Source organism: Chromobacterium amazonense, assembly GCF_001855565.1.
Classification (GTDB): domain Bacteria; phylum Pseudomonadota; class Gammaproteobacteria; order Burkholderiales; family Chromobacteriaceae; genus Chromobacterium; species Chromobacterium amazonense.
This window is the reverse complement of the sequence record NZ_MKCR01000026.1, coordinates 79,252-94,702: the sequence shown is the minus strand read 5'-3', so window position 1 is coordinate 94,702 and position 15,451 is coordinate 79,252. Positions and strand designations below refer to the sequence as shown.

The following is a 15,451-nucleotide window of genomic DNA, read 5'->3' as shown; positions in this document are numbered from 1 at the left end:
CTCCCTGCCGCCGGGCAGCCCCGGCAATCCAAACCATCATCCGCGCAGCGGATTCAACATACGACTTCCAACCGTTAGCACGAGGGAATCAAGATTTTCCACCCTACGTTGCTGCTCATCGCTCACAAAGCGTAAGCACCTTTCCGACCCACCCCATCCCCTTCAAGCCTGCCGCCGGGTGGCAGGCCCGAGGTTTTAAGCGGCTGCATGTTTGAGTCCCGCGACGTTAGCGCGGGACGAGTTCAGCCGCGCCTCGGGCCTGACGGGAACCGGCGGGAAGCCGAAGGCCAGGCTTGCAGGGTAGCCTTTAGGGGTGGAGGGGATATTTGGCCAGGCAAATATCCCCTCCCTGCCGCCGGGCAGCCCCGGCAATCCGAATCATCATCCACGCAACGGATTCTACTTACTGCTTCAAAATACAGCCGGTTTTCCACCCTATTCCCTTGCCTCGCAAGCCATCCCTCCGGATAATCTCATTCGTGCTGTTCAATAGCGGCACCGGGATTGGCGTCCCGCATTCAGGCGGACTTCTGTGCAAGGCTGGGCCTTGTCGCGTCCGTACACCATTGCACGTCCTCTATGGCGGGCCATGGTGGGAGCATCTATAGATGCGCCGCTCCTGGATCGGTACGCCAATCCCGCCATGTGCCTGCCACCCCTACTTGGCGTTGGGGTTGGCAGGGTTAAGCACCTATCCAGGAGGGTTTTGCCATGCCTAGCATCACCCGCAGTTCCCCGCGCCTTGCGCTTTCCCTAAAAAACCGTCACCCCGCCCGCAGCCGTTGGCTGCTGCACAACCAAGTCCCCACGCATCCGCCCAGCCTGTTGGCCATGACCCGGCTGCACGAAGCCTTTGCCGCCTTGCAAGAGCAATTGTCCGGCAAGGACCAAGCAAAGGTCAGAGAACCGGCCGCGCGCGTGGCGCATTTGTGCCACGACATCGAGCAGGCGGTGGTGGAGTCCATCTGCCACCTCGCCCATGGCCAGCTGGGTTTGCAATCCGTGATCGATCTGCTCGCTTGCCTGGGCGACGACGTCCGCCTGCCATCCAGCCGCATCAAGGAGTTGCTGGAACCGCTGGACAAGCGCATGGGCGAATCGCTGACGCTGCTCACCCGCGTGCTGTAAGCCCCGCTCCATAAAAAACTACAGCCTGTCCGCTTCCCAGCGGCAGGCTGTTTTGATTCGGCGGGTTTTGTAGGGTGGAATCCCGGCAAAGCCGGGAGTTCCGCCGCCATGCGCCCCATCGCAATGGCGGATCGCCCCTGCGGGGCATCCGCCCTACAAGGCCACCAGTTGCACAATCATGAAACGAGCACGACGCGTCCCCCTCCCCCTTCAGCGCGCGCCGGGAAAAAAGCGTCGGGCGAGGTTTTAAGACGCCAGCTGATCAACTCCGCGCGCTTGGGCAGTCGAACGGAAAATAATGACAAACAAATTTACATGCAGGTAGAGTAGGATATATCTGCGCAGCTACCTATTCCTCGTGAAATCGTATTCTCAGCCCCTCATGCGGCTATTACATTTGTGACGCGAAATATCGATAAGCACATTTCAAAATACGGGAGAAACAATGAGCAGAAGAGAACGCACGCCACCTGAGTTGAAACTGTTCCAAGTGCTGTTCATCATTTCAGCATTATGGAACTTCGCCGGGGCCATCCCCGGCCTATTCGATAGCGCCGGCATATTCGCCCAAGAGTTTGGGCGCTCATTGACCGATCCCGTGCTAACCGCTGTCTATAGAGGCGCATGGGGCACGGCCTTCCTATATGGCTTCGGCTTCCTGATGGCCGCCTACAATCCCATACGCCACACGGGCATCGTATTGATGGGTGGCATAGGCAAGGCTCTGTTTGCGCTGAACCTCCTGTACATGCTGCTTAATGGCTGGACATCAAGCTTCGCCATACTCGTAATCATTGGCGACGCGCTCTTTGTGGCAGCTTTTGTCGCATACTTCGCCAACTTGAGAAAGCTTGGCCATTCCGCTCTTTAACCGCATTCCAATAAAGCGGCCAAGGACCGTAGGTTGGATTGGATGGGTCGGTGATCCACTTGCTCGCCTGCCTGGGCGACGATGTCCGCCAGCCATCCAGCCGCCTCAAGGAATTGCTGGAGCCGCTGGACAAACGCATGGGCGAATCGCTGACGCTGCTCACCCGCGTGCTGTAAGCCCTGCCCCATAAACGCCAACAGCCAGCCCGCTTCAGCGGACTGGCTGTTTTCGACTTGGCGGATTTTGTAGGGTGGAATCCCGGCCAAGCCGGGAGTTCCACCGCCATGCGCCCATGGCAATGGCAAATCGCCCCTACCCTGCTGGCCTATAGTGAAGCAAACCATTCATCAGGCCGCCCCAGCCCTTGTCCATGCGGCCGGCAATCTGAGAGCTACGCCCATGCGCCTATTTGCCCTCTGCCTAATCCTGTCTGGCCTGCTTGGGCCAGCGGCATCGGCTGCGGAGCTGACAGCCGTGGTGTTATCGGTCAATCCGCAGCAGTACCTGGCTTTTCACAACGCCGCCCAGGAATTTGCCGCCGCCCATCCAGCCATCAAGCTCACGCTGCGCGTGGTCGAAAATGAGCAGTACAAGCGCGAGCTGCCGGCCATGCTGAGCAGCGCCAGCCCGCCCGACGTGCTGTTCATGTTTGGCGGCGTGGCGCTGACCGATGCCGCGCAAAAAGGCCAGCTGGCGATGTTGGACGCATCCGGCCAGGGCAGCGACTGGCCGCGGCACATGCCGCCGGCGCTGCTGCGCTTGGTGACGGTTGACGGCAAGCTGTATGGCCTGCCGCTCAGCTATTACCCTTGGGCCATCTATTACAACAAGCGCGCCCTGGCCAAGGCCGGCGTTGCGCCGCCCGCAAGCTTTGCCGAGCTGCTGGCCAGTTGTGACAAATTGCAGGCCGCCGGCGTGGCGCCCATTGTCATGGCCGCCAAGGATTTATGGCCATTGGCGGGCTGGTTTGACTATCTGGATTTGCGGATCAATGGCCTGGCGTTCCATCAGCAATTATTGCAAGGCAAGCTGTCCTGGCTGCACCCGCAGCTCGCCCAGGTATTCACCGCCTGGCAGCAGCTGCGCGATCATCATTGCTATGGCCATGACAGCGCCGCTCTGGATTGGCGCGCGTCGCTGCCCATGCTCTATAACCAGCGCGCCGGCATGATGTTGATGGGCAGCTTCTGGACCGGGCTGCTGCCCAGCCGGAAAGTGAACGACATAGGCATGATCGCCTTTCCCAAGATTGCCGCCGCGGAAAGCCCCTATGAAGAAGCGCCCGCCGATGTGCTGGCGATAACGGCCAAAGCCGCCCATCGCCAAGAGGCGGAGCAACTTCTGCGCTTTTTTGCCACGCCCGCGGTGCAGGCGGCATTGGCCAGCGCCACTGGGGTTTTGCCGGCCCGGCAGGACGCGTCGGCGGAAAATGCGCCGTTTTTAAAGCAGGAACGGGCCTTGCTCAACCACGCCAGCGGTTTTTCCCAATTTTTTGACCGCGACAGCCATGTCGAATTTGCCGTCCGCGCCATGCCGATCTTGCGCGAGTTTGCCTACGGCCAGCTTCACGCCGCGGAGGCTCAGCGCAAGCTGGAGGCCGAGCGCAATCGCCATTACGGCCCGTTAAGCGGCAAGCCATGATCCGCGGCTAACGTCTTCGCACACGGCGGCCAAGCCCTGCCGCAAAGCGTCAGCCCCCTCGCTTGAGCAAACTGGGTGCTTTGACAATGACGCCCAGCATCGCCGCAGCATGCTCGCTCCCGATTGTAAGTGCCATTTACTCGCAGCCAAGCCTCAGCCTGATTGGCTCCGCGCAACTCATGCCTTTCCCATCGCAGCCAGTCAGTCAAACACGGTTACACAAACGCCAAACAGCGTGGCGGACGCTTGTCATGCCGGGTCTTACACTGCCGCACCTAAAAAATAAATCAGTTCATATGAAAACATCCGTGATCATCATTTTGGGGGCGGCACTGGCAAGCGGCGGCTGCAGCAACATTACCGCCAAAGACGTCTTGATTGGCACCGCCGTAGTCGGCACCGTCGCCGCCGCCGGTTACTACGCCAACAAGCAGAGCAAGAAGCAACGCGAGCAAGAGCAGCAGCCGCGCATGCTGGTGGCTGCCGGCGGCCGCTGCCTGGACCTTGCCGGCGGCGCCAACGCCAACGCGCCGTTGCAACTATGGGACTGCCACGGCAGGGAGAACCAGCGCTTCCGGCTGGACAATGGCCAGCTCAAGTCCGGCAATCTATGCCTGGACGTGGCAGGCGCCGACCCTCGCCGCGGCGCGCGCGTCATCGCCTATACCTGCCACAACGGCAGAAACCAGCAATGGGAATGGGCCAACGGCCAGCTGCGCAGCAAGCTGAATAAGCGCTGCCTGGATGCGGAAGGCGGCAATACCCGCAACGGCACCCGCCTGCTGTTATGGGATTGCCATGGCGGCGCCAACCAGCAATTCATTTGGCGCGCGTAGACACCCTCAGCCCAGGCCAGCCCCGCATTGGCCGCAAAACCTTGCGCCAGGGGCGGACTGTTGCCCGCACTGGCCGCAACGCGGCGGCTGCAGACTGATGCCGCAATGCTGGCAAAACCGCGCATGCGCTGCGTTGCCCTGACGGCAAGAGGGACAGCCCTGCAAGGCCAGGGATGGCGGAGACCCCGCCGACGCTTGGCGATCATGGTGTGTGGATTCGTGATGTCCGTGGCGGCGTCCAAACCATTTGCCAAAATGCCCCATTGCTCATCTCCTTGTTGATTGAAGCCTGGGCACATTGCACAGCCTGTAGCGGCTACAGGGTCAAGCTCCGTTTGGCAGTTTGATGCGTTCAAAGCCTGCCCTGCTGGTCGCCTCGCCTTACCGCGTCATCACCCCTAGCGCTTCCAGCGCGGCCTTGGCCGCATCGGCAATGACGGCATCGCTGTGCTTGATGTCTTTCTTGGACGCGCGGGTATAAACCGCCATCACGATGGGCGCGCGGCCAGTGGGCCAGATCACCGCGTAATCATTGGCCGTGCCGTACACGCCGCAAGTGCCGGTTTTGTCGCCCACCGACCAGCCGGCCGGCACGGCGGCGCGAATGCGCTGGTTGCCGGTAGTGTTCCCCTTGAGCCAATCCACCAGCTGCTGGCGCTGATGCGCCGCCAGCGCCGTGCCAAGGGTCAGTTTTTGCAGGCTTTCCGCCACGGCGCGCGGGGTCGAGGTATCGCGCGCGTCGCCGGGTATGGCCGTGTTCAACTCCGGCTCCCAGCGGTCAAGGCGGAAGGTGCTGTCGCCGATGGCGCGCATGAAGGCCGTCAGCCCGGCCGGGCCATCCAGCTGCTTCATCAAGACATTGGCGGCTGCATTATCGCTGTACTGCACAGTGGCCGCACACAGGCCGGCTACCGTCATGCCGCTGGACTGGTGCTTCTCCGAGATGGGGGACCAGGCTATCAGCTCTTCCTTGCCGTAATGGAGGATTTGATCCAGAAAGCCCGGTTTGCTCTGGCTATGCGCCAGCGCGGAAGCGGCCAGAAAACCCTTGAACGAGCTGCACAGCGGGAAGCGCTCGTCCGCGCGGTAACTCACGGCAGCGCCTGAGCCGGTATCCAGCGCATACACCCCGATCTGGCCGCCAAAAACGCGCTCCAGCCTGGCTATTTTCTGGTCGGCAAGATTGGCAGGCATGGCTGCGGAAAAGCCTGCCTGCGGCAATAGCAGGCAAGACAGCAAAACGAGGCGGCGGGACAGTCTCATCAGGAACACTCCTTCTTGAAGGTGGAAGCGTGATTCTGGCCCCGCAACAAACCGCTTTCACCCCATAAAAGTGTAACTGCCGTAACAGGCTTGTTCTTGCCTCTCCCCCTGTCCGGACTAGCCGCTGCTGTCGGCGCTGGAGTCCTCATGGCAACGGCGATCTTCGAGTATAGGCAGCGAAACCAGTTTCTAAACGGTCCAAACGGCCAAATGCCTCCAGCCCGATTTTTCCCTAGTGTGATGGGGCCGCCAGCCCGTAGCGGCCCACTTCACTCTCAGGGAGCCATCATGCTCAAAACCATCACGCAAGGGGACGCCTCCCAATCGATTGATCTTGGCGATCAGGACATGCTGGTTGCCGTGCTGAGCAGCAGCAACAACGCCCTGCTGACCGAGTCCTACGGCAATCTGTTGCGGCAGCAGCAAGCCCTGGCCGGCACCGGCATTGACAGCGGACTGGCCATCAAAATAGCCGCCTACCAGGGGCAGATGAACCACCAGGCCCAATATTTCCAGCAAAAAAATCTGTCCGGCCTGATCAATCTGATCACCTACGCCTCCAACTTTGCGGCCCTGGTCAGCGCCTTCAACAATGGTTTGTCCGCCGACGATCAACAGCTCTACGCGCTGCGTCAAACTTATGCCCAGCAACTCAACGGCTTGGCCGATCTGGCCGAGGACTACCAAGTGGGCGCCAAGGCAACCAACACCCAGTATCAGGTGACGGTGGATAGCCTGAACCAGCTGATGGCGTCTTATGACCAATCCATGGTTCAACTGATCAATAGCTTGTCCGACGAAGCCAAACAGCTGAACAAGGACATCGACGCGCTGATCCAGGCCATTGCCGCCAATATCCAGGCCATTGTGGATCAGGGCGAAAAGGCCGGCGCCGGCGTGCGCGAGCTGGGCCTGGCGATTTTGTCCAGCCTGACCCTGAAAGAAGAGAAAGACAAAGACGGCAAGCCTGCGGCAAGCAAACCCGGCGACCAGGTGGAGTACATGGTGTCCGGCATCACCGCCCTGACCGGAGGCATTGCCGGCTCCAGCCAGGCCGCCAAGGATCTGCGCAGCAATAACGACAAGCTTGCCACCGCCTACCAGGCGCTGGCGCAGGCCAATGCGATGATCACCGTCGCCAAGTCGGTGCAGGCGCAAACCCAGTTGTTTGTTGAAGCCTATCGCAACACGCAGCAAAAAATCGTCCTGCTGCCCCAATCCTGGGGACAAGTCGCCAGCGCTTTCCGCAAGTCCGCCTTCGTCTGGCAAAACCTCACCCCGGACGACGATCTGGCGCGCATCCGCCGCAATGTATCGCTGTGCAATACCGAATGGCAATTGCTGGCCGGCCAGGTGGCCGACATCAAAGAAAGCTACGCCGGCAACGGCTCGCTTCCGCTTGCTTGACCCTTTATCCAAGGAGAACCAACATGATTCGAGAGAACCTTCCCGTCGACATGGGCCAAGGGATGGCCGGCCAATCTTCGCAATCGCTGCAAATCCAAACTTACTGCAACAGCGTCAAGCAACAGGTGCCGGTGGATTTCAGCCAGTTTCCCAACCTGAAAGACAACCAGGAGCAGATCAATGCCGGCCTGGCCACCGCCAAAGGCCATGCCGATCAATATCTGACGCAAATCCAGCCGCAGATCATCGCCAACATCGCCAATATCGGCAATTACTACGCGCTGCAAAACGCCATCCCGACCGTGCTGCCTCCGGGCACCAGCAAGGCGGAATGGCTCAATACCCTGGCCGCCCTGCGCGACCAGGCCCAGTCATACCAAGCTTTGTCAAACAGCACCCGTCTGATCATCATCAAGCTCAACGACAACCTGATCGTCGACTCTCAGGCCTTCATGAGCATCGTCGCCAATCTCAACACCAAGGTACAGGGCGATAACGGCGTGCTGGCGCAGCTGAACAAGGAAATCGATCAGATCAATTCGGCCATCACCGGCGCCATCGCCGGCATCGTGGCCGGCGGCCTGCTGGTGATTGGCGGCGCTTTCGTCACCGCCGTGGGCGCCGTGGCGGACTTTGTCACTGCCGGCACCTCCACCCCGGTGGTGATAGGCGGCGTGGCCATGATGGTGGCCGGGGCCGGCGGCATCACGGCAGGCGCCATCGTGCTGCACAACTCCTTGAACACCCGTCAGGATCTGTACCAGAAACAAAGCAGCCTGAAGAGCGAAGTCCTCACCGCGACCCAGATTGGCAATGGCTACCAAGGCCTGCAGGTGCAAGCGCAAAACGCCGTGACAGCCGCCACCCAGATGAGCAACGCCTGGGATGCGCTCACGGCTGACCTGGGCAGCCTGATCACCGACATCGACAAGGGCATCACCAGCCCGGATGCGTTGCGCCAACTGTGGCTGACCGCGGCCAACACCACAGTGAAAACCGTCCTGACCGACGTGAACACCATCAAGAGCCAGATGGCCGGCATCACCCCGCTGCCGGTGCCCAAAACCACCACCATCTCCGACTACATCGGCGCGCTGGCCGCCGCCTAAGTCCCCTCGCAGCCGGGCACGTCCCGGCTGTTTTCTCATTTGGAGACCCCTCGCATGGCAAACGGCATTCTCACTCAGGCGCTGAACAACCTGCTGCAAACCGAAGCCACCATCCGCTCTTTCCAAGGCTTGCCGGACAGCGCAGTCAGCATCCAGCGCAACGCGGAACAAGTGGTGGACCAATTGGTGCCGCAAATCAGGACGCTGCAAACCGACACCCAAAGCGTGGGCCAGCGGCTGCAGTCGCAAATCCAGGGCTTGCTGGCCAACTTCGATCAAGCCAGCCCGCAACAGATCAAAGACAGCGTCAGCCAGATGCAGGCTGAGGCGGGTCCGTTGTCGCAACAGCTGCAAACGGTACAGCAAGCCTGCTTTTCCTCCAACAACCAGCTGGCTAACGATAGCCAGCAGCTGCAAGCCATCACCGCTCAACTACAGGCCAACATCGCCGGCTTGCAGTCCAACCTGGCCGGGGCGCAGCAAGAGCTGGACGCGCTGAACAAGAAAAAGCTGTATCTGATCGGCTTGGGCATACTCGGCCTGCCTGGCCTGATCGCCATGGCGGTCTTGTTGAGCCAGGCGCAGGACAAGGTGAATGACCTAGAAGGACAAGTCAAGTCGCTGCAAAGCCAGATCAACCAGCAGCAGAGCTTCCGCGACCAAACCAGCCACTTCAGCGGCGATATGTCGGACCTGATCGACAAAGTCGGCAAGATCAACAACAGCCTGCAGTTTGTATCCAGCGATTTGGTCAATGCGCTCAATGATCTGGACCAAAACAACAAGGCTGCCGCCAAGGTTTTCCTTACCGCCGCATCCATGGAAATCAACACCATGTTGCAGGATGCTTCCTGATGCGGATAGACCGAATGCCACATTAGACGAGGATGGAATGACAGGGCCTGCCCCCATGCCAGCCCTTTGTTGGCTCCATGGCTTAAAGGGGCGTAAAACGGATTGAGTATTGCCAGGAGAAACAGCCGTTCTGATCGGAAAACAAGGTTTTGGTTTGGGCATCCGACGTGCGCAGGCGGGTCCGCAACGCCTCCACGCTCAAGGTAGACAAGCCAGGAGCGCCGCTGGGCAGCGTCAAGGCGCGGACCACGGTTTCGCCGGTGATTTCCTCCAGTTTGCACTGTATCCCGGTAGCGGCCGCTTCGCGCGCCTTGGCAAGCTCCTCAGCCTGGGCGCGGACAAAGGACTGGGCGTCCTGCATCGTCCTCATGCCGGCATTGAGTTGGCTGATTTGTTTGATTTTCGGCGCCAGCTGTTCCGACTTGCGCTTCAAACTGGCTTGCTGCTCCGGCGAAAGCTGCAATTCGCCTTTTTTGACGCGCGCGACGATGCCGAAATAACGCTTGAGTTCGTCTTCTTGGGTCAATAGCGCCAGCGCCTTTTTCACGGTTTCGAGCTTGTGCAGCCCTTCCTGTTCTTGCTGTTGTATCGCCTCCAGACGACGGCCAAAGCCGGACAAATCCGGCAGCAACATGCAAATCGCCGTTTCCTGATCCGCCCGCGCCCCGGCCTTGCCAATATGCACCTGCTTGGCTGCGATGGCGCAGCCGCTTGCCTGCTGGATATCCACTTCATCCGCCAGGATGATGCAGCTCTTGGCTTCGACGATGTTCACGCGCTGGCCAATCACAATCGCGTTTTCCGCGCGCGCGATGGTGACCTCGCCCTGCTCGGCCCGAACCTGGGCGTTGGAAACTAGCCCCTCCACGCAGATCGGTCCGGCGTCATTGTGGGCGGCGCCGCCCACCAGATTCTGCTTCAACAGGATGCGTCCGCCGGTGGAGCGGACCGTGCCGTAAACATTGTTGAGCATGGTCAGATTCTTGCCGGTGACGGTGCGCCGCTCCTGCACCTCGCCATGCTCTTCGTATTCGTCGCCCTGCAAGGCCAAATCGCCGGTCGTACGCACGCTGACGCCTTCGCGGCCGATGATTTTGTCGACAATCGATATCTGATTGGTTTCGCCATCGATATTGAGGAAGCCATCGCGGATGGCAACAATCAGCTCATGCCCCTCTTTGTCTATCTGCACTTCCGTCCCGCTGCCGGCCAAAGTGCCCAGATCGAAGTCAAACGGTTCCGGCACATGGATGATGCCGCCGCTGAGCGTGCGGCCGGGACGGCCGGGACGACAGGGCGTTTTCATCAGCAACACGGTGCGGGCCTTGATCTGCGGATAGCGGTTTTGGAATTGCGTCAGATCGACGCGGCCGCCGGCAAGCTTACGCGGGTGATCGTCGCGATGAATCTCCGCTGTCTGCTCCTGCACGCCTGCGTCCACGCCAGGCACCGGCGCGCGGGGCGTGGCGATCAAATAGCGGCCCGTCTTGTGTTGTTCCAAGATGCTCTTGATCACCGCCTGGTGCAGGCCAAAGCGCACGCCCTGCCGCCACATGAAGGCAACCAGTTCGTCAAATTCCAGCTGGGTGACGATGGTTTGAATTTCTTCACGCCGGCCAACGACGACGGCTTGCCCTGAGGCGTCCCTGCCATAAACCGGCACCTCAACAGTTTGCGTCAGATAGAGCTGCTCAAACAGATACTCGATGCCGGCTTCGGCCCTGATCAGGCCGCGGTAAAGCACTTGCCGCTCGGCAAGAAAAGGCAGGACGCACTGGGCGATGCAATGCGGTTGCGTCACCGCGGGGTGCGCGGGGTCAAAGTCGTATAAGTAATAGCAGAGCAGGTCGTAATCCAGGCCATATAGATAATAGCCTGCGCTGAACAGGTGATCGATCGCCTGGCGGAAGTTAGAGGCCGACCCCACCGCATCCGGCAAAACAAAAAAGCCGTCAGACCGTATCTGCAGAAAATGCGGCAGGGTCAAAGGCTGGCTGTGGTCGGCAGCTTGGCCAGACTCGGCAGGCAAGATGGTCGAGGGCTCTGTGGTATTGGGCATGATCGCTTCTTTTTGAACGTTCGCCGAGTATCCATCGCGGCCTTTGGTGGACACTCTGCTGGCCGCAACCATTTGGGGGCTTTTTGACAGTCCCACACTTGCAAACTAGCAAACTCCCGCCCGATTTGCCGGCTTTACGGCGGCATGCGGCTACAGCCGGCGTGGTGGCAACCCCTCAGTTTCATGCCGCTCCTGCCGCCCCATCGCTCACAAGCGGTATTGCTTGAGCGTGATGATCTGCTGGTTAGCCAAATCATCCAGGCGCACGGCATTGTTGGCCGCCTCCTGCGCGGCGGCGGACGACTCCTCGGTCATCTGCGCGATATCCTCCACCCCTTTGGTGGCGTCGCCCTGCTCTTTGATCGCGCCGGAAATCTCGGCCACCATGTGCACGGTATCGTTCGTCGCCTGGCCTATCTGAGTGATCGCCTTGTCGGCATTGTCCGCCCGCTCCACGCCGTTGCGGACCAACTCTTCCGCGGTATTCATGTGCTCGGTGGCGGTGGCGGAACGGTCCAGCATGGCGGTAATCGTGGAGGAAATTTCCTGGGTGGACAGCGAAGTGCGCTCCGCCAGCTTTCTCACCTCATCCGCCACCACGGCAAAGCCGCGGCCCATCTCTCCGGCCCGCGCCGCTTCGATGGCGGCGTTCAGCGCCAGCAGATTGGTCTGATCGGCGATATCCTTGATCACGCCCACCACGGTATTGACCTGAGTGCTGAAGTTTTCCAGATCGCGGATGCTGCTGCCGGCGCTGGCCACGGCGCGCGAGATTTCGCGGATATCCTGTATCGTCTGGGCGATGGTGCTCGACCCTTGCTGCGCCAGCTCGCCGGCATTCTGCGCCAGCTTGCGCGATTCCTCCGCCCGCTCCGCCACATGATTGACGCTGACTGTCATCTGCTCGATGGTGGCCGCCATATTGGCGGCGGATTCGCTTTGCGCCTCCGCGGCCGACGATACCTGAGTGGCGGTTTGCGACAGGTTTTGCGAGGCGCCCGCCACATCATTGGCGCCTGCCAGAATCGACCGCAGGCTGCTTTGCAGATTCTCCAGCAGGGCGTTGAAGGCGATCGAGGTCTTGGCGATCTCGTCATTGCCGCGCACCGGCGCCCGCTGCGTGAAATCATGGCTGCGGCTCACCGACTCCAACGTGCTTTGGATATCGCTCAAACCGCGGCTGATGGTGGCGTACAGCGACCAAGACAATATCAGCATCACGGCGACCACGACGGCTATCAACAAGCCCATCTGCACCATGACGCCATGGTAAGCCTTGTTATTGGTTTCCAGGGTGTCGAAGGAAAGCTTGATATTGTATTCGATATGGTCGGCCAGGCTTTGGCGCAAGGCGAGAGCGGCGTCCTTGATCGGGCCATTGGTGATCATTTTTGCCGCTTCCGCGCTGCCGCCGGGGGTGCGGTTCATGGCGAAGAAGCTATGCATCGCCGTTACATAGGCGGCCAGATTATTGCGATCAGTAGCCAGCAACTGCCGGTCCTTGTCGTCCGAAATGTCGTTTTTCTCATAGGTGGCAAAAGCATCTTGTGCTTTTTTCACCGCGGCCTCCGCCTCGGCCTCCACCGCCTGCTTGGCGGCCTGATCCGTCAACACCGCATGCTTGGTGACGGCGGACCGCACATCCATGAAGGCATAAGTGGCGGCATTCAGGTCGCGCACGCTGGGGGCCAGATTGCTTACCACATCGTCGAAACGCTGCTTCGACTGCCCCAGCTGGTATACCCCCATCGCGCCCAACGCGCCCAATGCAATCAAGGCCACCAGAATCGTCAGCAGCAATTTACGGATGATGGTCATAGTGCTCTCCACGTCATCATGCCTCGCGCCGGCGAACGCGTGGCGGGGTATGGTTACTCTTAGGTTGCGTTCAATTTATAGAGCATTGTCAATGCCGGCACTAAGCAAATATACGAGGAGGGAGCAGGCGGCCACGCTGGGAAACCGCCCTGCCGCAGATTGAAAATCAATGAATGGCCGGCTAGGTGAGTCGCTTCAGGCTGGCGCGCAGCCAGTTGTTCGATATCATATCCAAGCGCTGCTCGGCTTGCGAAGCCAGCGCCTCGCCCACGCCCGCGAGCAATGCGAGCACTCCAGATTGCGTTTCAGCGTGGCCAACAGTTGCAGCTCGACAGCGCGCCGAAAATGGGCGGTTCGGCGCCTGCCTTCAGAGGGCAGGAATCATGAAAGCGAATAAGCGCGGCCATTACGGAAGAGGCGGTCATATCGATGATCCGGTTGGTGAGGCCGGACTTCTTGCGCCTGGCCAGCCGCTCATCTTTAAGATCTGCGCCAACGTCCTCAGCGTCATATGACAAGTTGCAACTGTATTTTCGGGCTAAGCCGATATGCCAAGGCGGCTCACTGAAACTGCTCGCCATGGTTCTGCAGCGTCTTGCGCCCGCACGACTGGCAAATCACGTAGCGATCCACCAGATCGATGGCGGCCGCGCCGCCTCCGCCCCAGCCGGAAAAGAAGCCATCCAGAAAAGCCTTGAGCTTCTCCTTGCGGCTCGTGCCATACATGGACGGCTTTTGCTGGATCCACTCCCTATGCTCGGTTTGTTTGCCGCATGTCTCGCAAAACTGCTTGGCCATCTCTGCCGCTCCTTATGTGACCCGGACTCGATGCGCGGAAATCGGCAGCGCGCCATCGCCCGGCTGCGACAATGGCTATTCCTGTCCTGCCTTTCCACATAGGCGCGATTACGATTCTTTTGTCATAAAGAATCAATGTAATCGCTTTTGGCATACTGAAACGACAACATCGCCCGTCTCCTCTTTCCATGACGGCGCCGCGCCGCTCAGGCCCCTGTCACTGTGAGCAAACACGCTGCCAAGAAAGCGGTTCAGCTTCCAGATGAAACTAGAGCCTGGCCCCGATGCGGCGCAGGTAGTCGATGAAAGGCAGCCGCCCCTGGCGCTGCTGCAGCGTCCATACGGCCAGCCCCAAGAGCGCGGCTGCCATGGCTGTGGATATGGCGAAATAGCCCGCGGCGCCCAGCGCGCCCATCGCCAGCGAGCACAACAGCGGCCCCAGCGTGCCGCCCAGCGCGTACAGCGTCAGCAAGGCCGCGCTGGTTTCCAGCCGGCGCTCGGCCGGCATGGCATCGTTGGCGATGCCGCTCAAGGTGCCATAGAAAGTAAAAGCCACGCAGACATATACCAGCGCCAAGGGCAGCAGCAGCACCGTGTCCAGCAGCTGGGTCAGCAACAGCGAGGCCACCACCACAGTCAACGCCGTGCGCGACAACAGCAGGCAGCGGTCGCTGCGGTCCGCCCATTTGCCCATGGGCCACTGCAACAGCGGCGCGGCCAGCAGCGCCAGGCCCATGAAATTGCCGATCTGGTGCGGCAGATAACTCAACTGGCTCAGCACCACCGGCAACATGCTGTAAAAAGCGCTGTTGAAACAGCCCGCGATCAACACGCCGTACAGCGCCAACGGCGCCAGCCGCCGCAACTCGCCCACGGTGCGCAATGTCAGCAACACCACGCTGCCGGCCGGCGCGGCCACCAAGGTCAGCGGCCGCTGGCTGGTCAGCGTCACAGGGATGATGGCCAGCGCGAACAACATGGCCACCACGATGAAGGGCCAGCCTGGCTGGGTCAGCGGCAGCTTGAGCAGCCATTGGCCGGCGCTGGCGCCGAGGTAGCTGACCATCATGTACAGCGAGAACAACTGGCCGCGCTGCGCATTGCCGACGCAGCCGTTGAGCCAGCTCTCCACCACCATGAAGATGCCGACGATGGCCAGGCCGTTGACGAAGCGCACCAGCGCCCACAGCAGGGGCGAATGCACCAGCGCCTGCGCCAGCACCACGATGCAGATGATGGCCGCCAGGGCGGCAAAGGCGCGGTGGTGGCCATAGCGGTGCACAATGGCGCTGCAGAAGAAACCGCCGATGAAGAAACCGGCGTAATAGGCCGACTGCACCAGCCCGGCCACCGTCACCGGAACGCCCTGCTGCAGCAAGGCGAGCGAGGTCTGGGTATTGCTCAGCGCATTGCCCACCATCAGCAAGGCATAGCCCAGCAACAGGCTCGCCACCACGCGCAGCAGCCTGCTCCATTTATGCACCTCTACGACTTCGCCATCCCCGGCCATGCTATCCCCTCGTCCGCTCTGCTGTATGGTTACGCCATCCGGATGCTAAGCAATACAGGCCGCCAGCTGGCGGACGGCCTGGATCAGCGGACCGGAATACGCGCGTATCTGGGCGTCGCTGAGCGACTCCGCTCCAATACAGATGCTGACGGCAGC

Annotated in this window: 14 protein-coding genes; 8 read left to right on the top strand and 6 right to left on the bottom strand. The window is 60.6% G+C overall.

What is annotated here, in order from left to right; genetic code table 11:
* Positions 1-711 precede the first annotated feature (711 nt).
* From BI343_RS10695 to BI343_RS10680, 5 genes are all read left to right on the top strand, one after another.
* Complete coding sequence (locus BI343_RS10695) at positions 712-1,128, top strand: DUF1484 domain-containing protein (protein WP_071109681.1); 417 nt, start codon at positions 712-714, stop codon at positions 1,126-1,128.
* 445 nt (positions 1,129-1,573) lie between these two features.
* The gene (locus BI343_RS10690; RefSeq protein ID WP_071109680.1) at positions 1,574-1,999 is read left to right on the top strand and encodes a hypothetical protein; all 426 of its coding nucleotides are present in this window, start codon (positions 1,574-1,576) and stop codon (positions 1,997-1,999) included.
* Between the two features lie 50 nt (positions 2,000-2,049).
* Positions 2,050-2,175, top strand: coding sequence for a DUF1484 family protein (locus tag BI343_RS19315; protein ID WP_244886625.1), 126 nt, complete (start codon positions 2,050-2,052; stop codon positions 2,173-2,175).
* A gap of 223 nt (positions 2,176-2,398) precedes the next feature.
* Positions 2,399-3,640 carry an ABC transporter substrate-binding protein gene (locus BI343_RS10685; protein ID WP_083340905.1) on the top strand — a complete coding sequence of 414 codons (1,242 nt, stop codon included), beginning with the start codon at positions 2,399-2,401 and terminating at the stop codon, positions 3,638-3,640.
* Positions 3,641-3,948: 308 nt separating this feature from the next.
* On the top strand, positions 3,949-4,476 hold the full coding sequence (locus BI343_RS10680; protein ID WP_211269415.1) for a lectin: 528 nt from the start codon (positions 3,949-3,951) through the stop codon (positions 4,474-4,476).
* Positions 4,477-4,482: 6 nt separating this feature from the next.
* Here the strand turns inward: BI343_RS10680 and BI343_RS20750 are convergent, their stop codons facing one another.
* Both BI343_RS20750 and blaCRP read right to left on the bottom strand, forming a co-directional pair.
* Positions 4,483-4,740: a double zinc ribbon domain-containing protein gene (locus BI343_RS20750; protein ID WP_083340904.1), complete on the bottom strand. Its 258-nt coding sequence runs from the start codon at positions 4,738-4,740 to the stop codon at positions 4,483-4,485.
* 117 nt (positions 4,741-4,857) lie between these two features.
* Complete coding sequence (blaCRP, locus tag BI343_RS10675; protein ID WP_071109677.1) at positions 4,858-5,739, bottom strand: CRP family carbapenem-hydrolyzing class A beta-lactamase; 882 nt, start codon at positions 5,737-5,739, stop codon at positions 4,858-4,860.
* A gap of 288 nt (positions 5,740-6,027) precedes the next feature.
* Between blaCRP and BI343_RS10670 the strand changes: the two genes are divergently transcribed.
* Genes BI343_RS10670 through BI343_RS10660 form a run of 3 tightly spaced genes read left to right on the top strand, consistent with a single transcriptional unit; the run spans position 6,028 to position 9,110 of the window.
* Entirely contained in the window at positions 6,028-7,146 is a 1,119-nt protein-coding gene (locus tag BI343_RS10670; RefSeq protein ID WP_052247043.1) for a hypothetical protein, read from the top strand.
* A 23-nt stretch (positions 7,147-7,169) separates the two neighbouring features.
* Complete coding sequence (locus BI343_RS10665) at positions 7,170-8,255, top strand: HBL/NHE enterotoxin family protein (protein ID WP_071109676.1); 1,086 nt, start codon at positions 7,170-7,172, stop codon at positions 8,253-8,255.
* Between the two features lie 54 nt (positions 8,256-8,309).
* Positions 8,310-9,110: a hypothetical protein gene (locus BI343_RS10660; RefSeq protein WP_071109675.1), complete on the top strand. Its 801-nt coding sequence runs from the start codon at positions 8,310-8,312 to the stop codon at positions 9,108-9,110.
* Positions 9,111-9,192: 82 nt separating this feature from the next.
* Here BI343_RS10660 and BI343_RS10655 read toward each other — a convergent pair whose 3' ends face one another.
* The 4 genes from BI343_RS10655 to BI343_RS10640 all read right to left on the bottom strand — a co-directional run bounded on the left by BI343_RS10655 (position 9,193) and on the right by BI343_RS10640 (position 15,295).
* On the bottom strand, positions 9,193-11,169 hold the full coding sequence (locus tag BI343_RS10655; RefSeq protein WP_169829003.1) for a flagellar assembly protein A: 1,977 nt from the start codon (positions 11,167-11,169) through the stop codon (positions 9,193-9,195).
* Positions 11,170-11,376: 207 nt separating this feature from the next.
* Positions 11,377-12,987, bottom strand: coding sequence for a methyl-accepting chemotaxis protein (locus tag BI343_RS10650; RefSeq protein WP_071109673.1), 1,611 nt, complete (start codon positions 12,985-12,987; stop codon positions 11,377-11,379).
* A 561-nt stretch (positions 12,988-13,548) separates the two neighbouring features.
* On the bottom strand, positions 13,549-13,785 hold the full coding sequence (locus BI343_RS10645) for a hypothetical protein (RefSeq protein ID WP_071109672.1): 237 nt from the start codon (positions 13,783-13,785) through the stop codon (positions 13,549-13,551).
* A gap of 268 nt (positions 13,786-14,053) precedes the next feature.
* The gene (locus BI343_RS10640) at positions 14,054-15,295 is read right to left on the bottom strand and encodes an MFS transporter (protein ID WP_071109671.1); all 1,242 of its coding nucleotides are present in this window, start codon (positions 15,293-15,295) and stop codon (positions 14,054-14,056) included.
* Between the last annotated feature and the right edge of the window lie 156 nt (positions 15,296-15,451).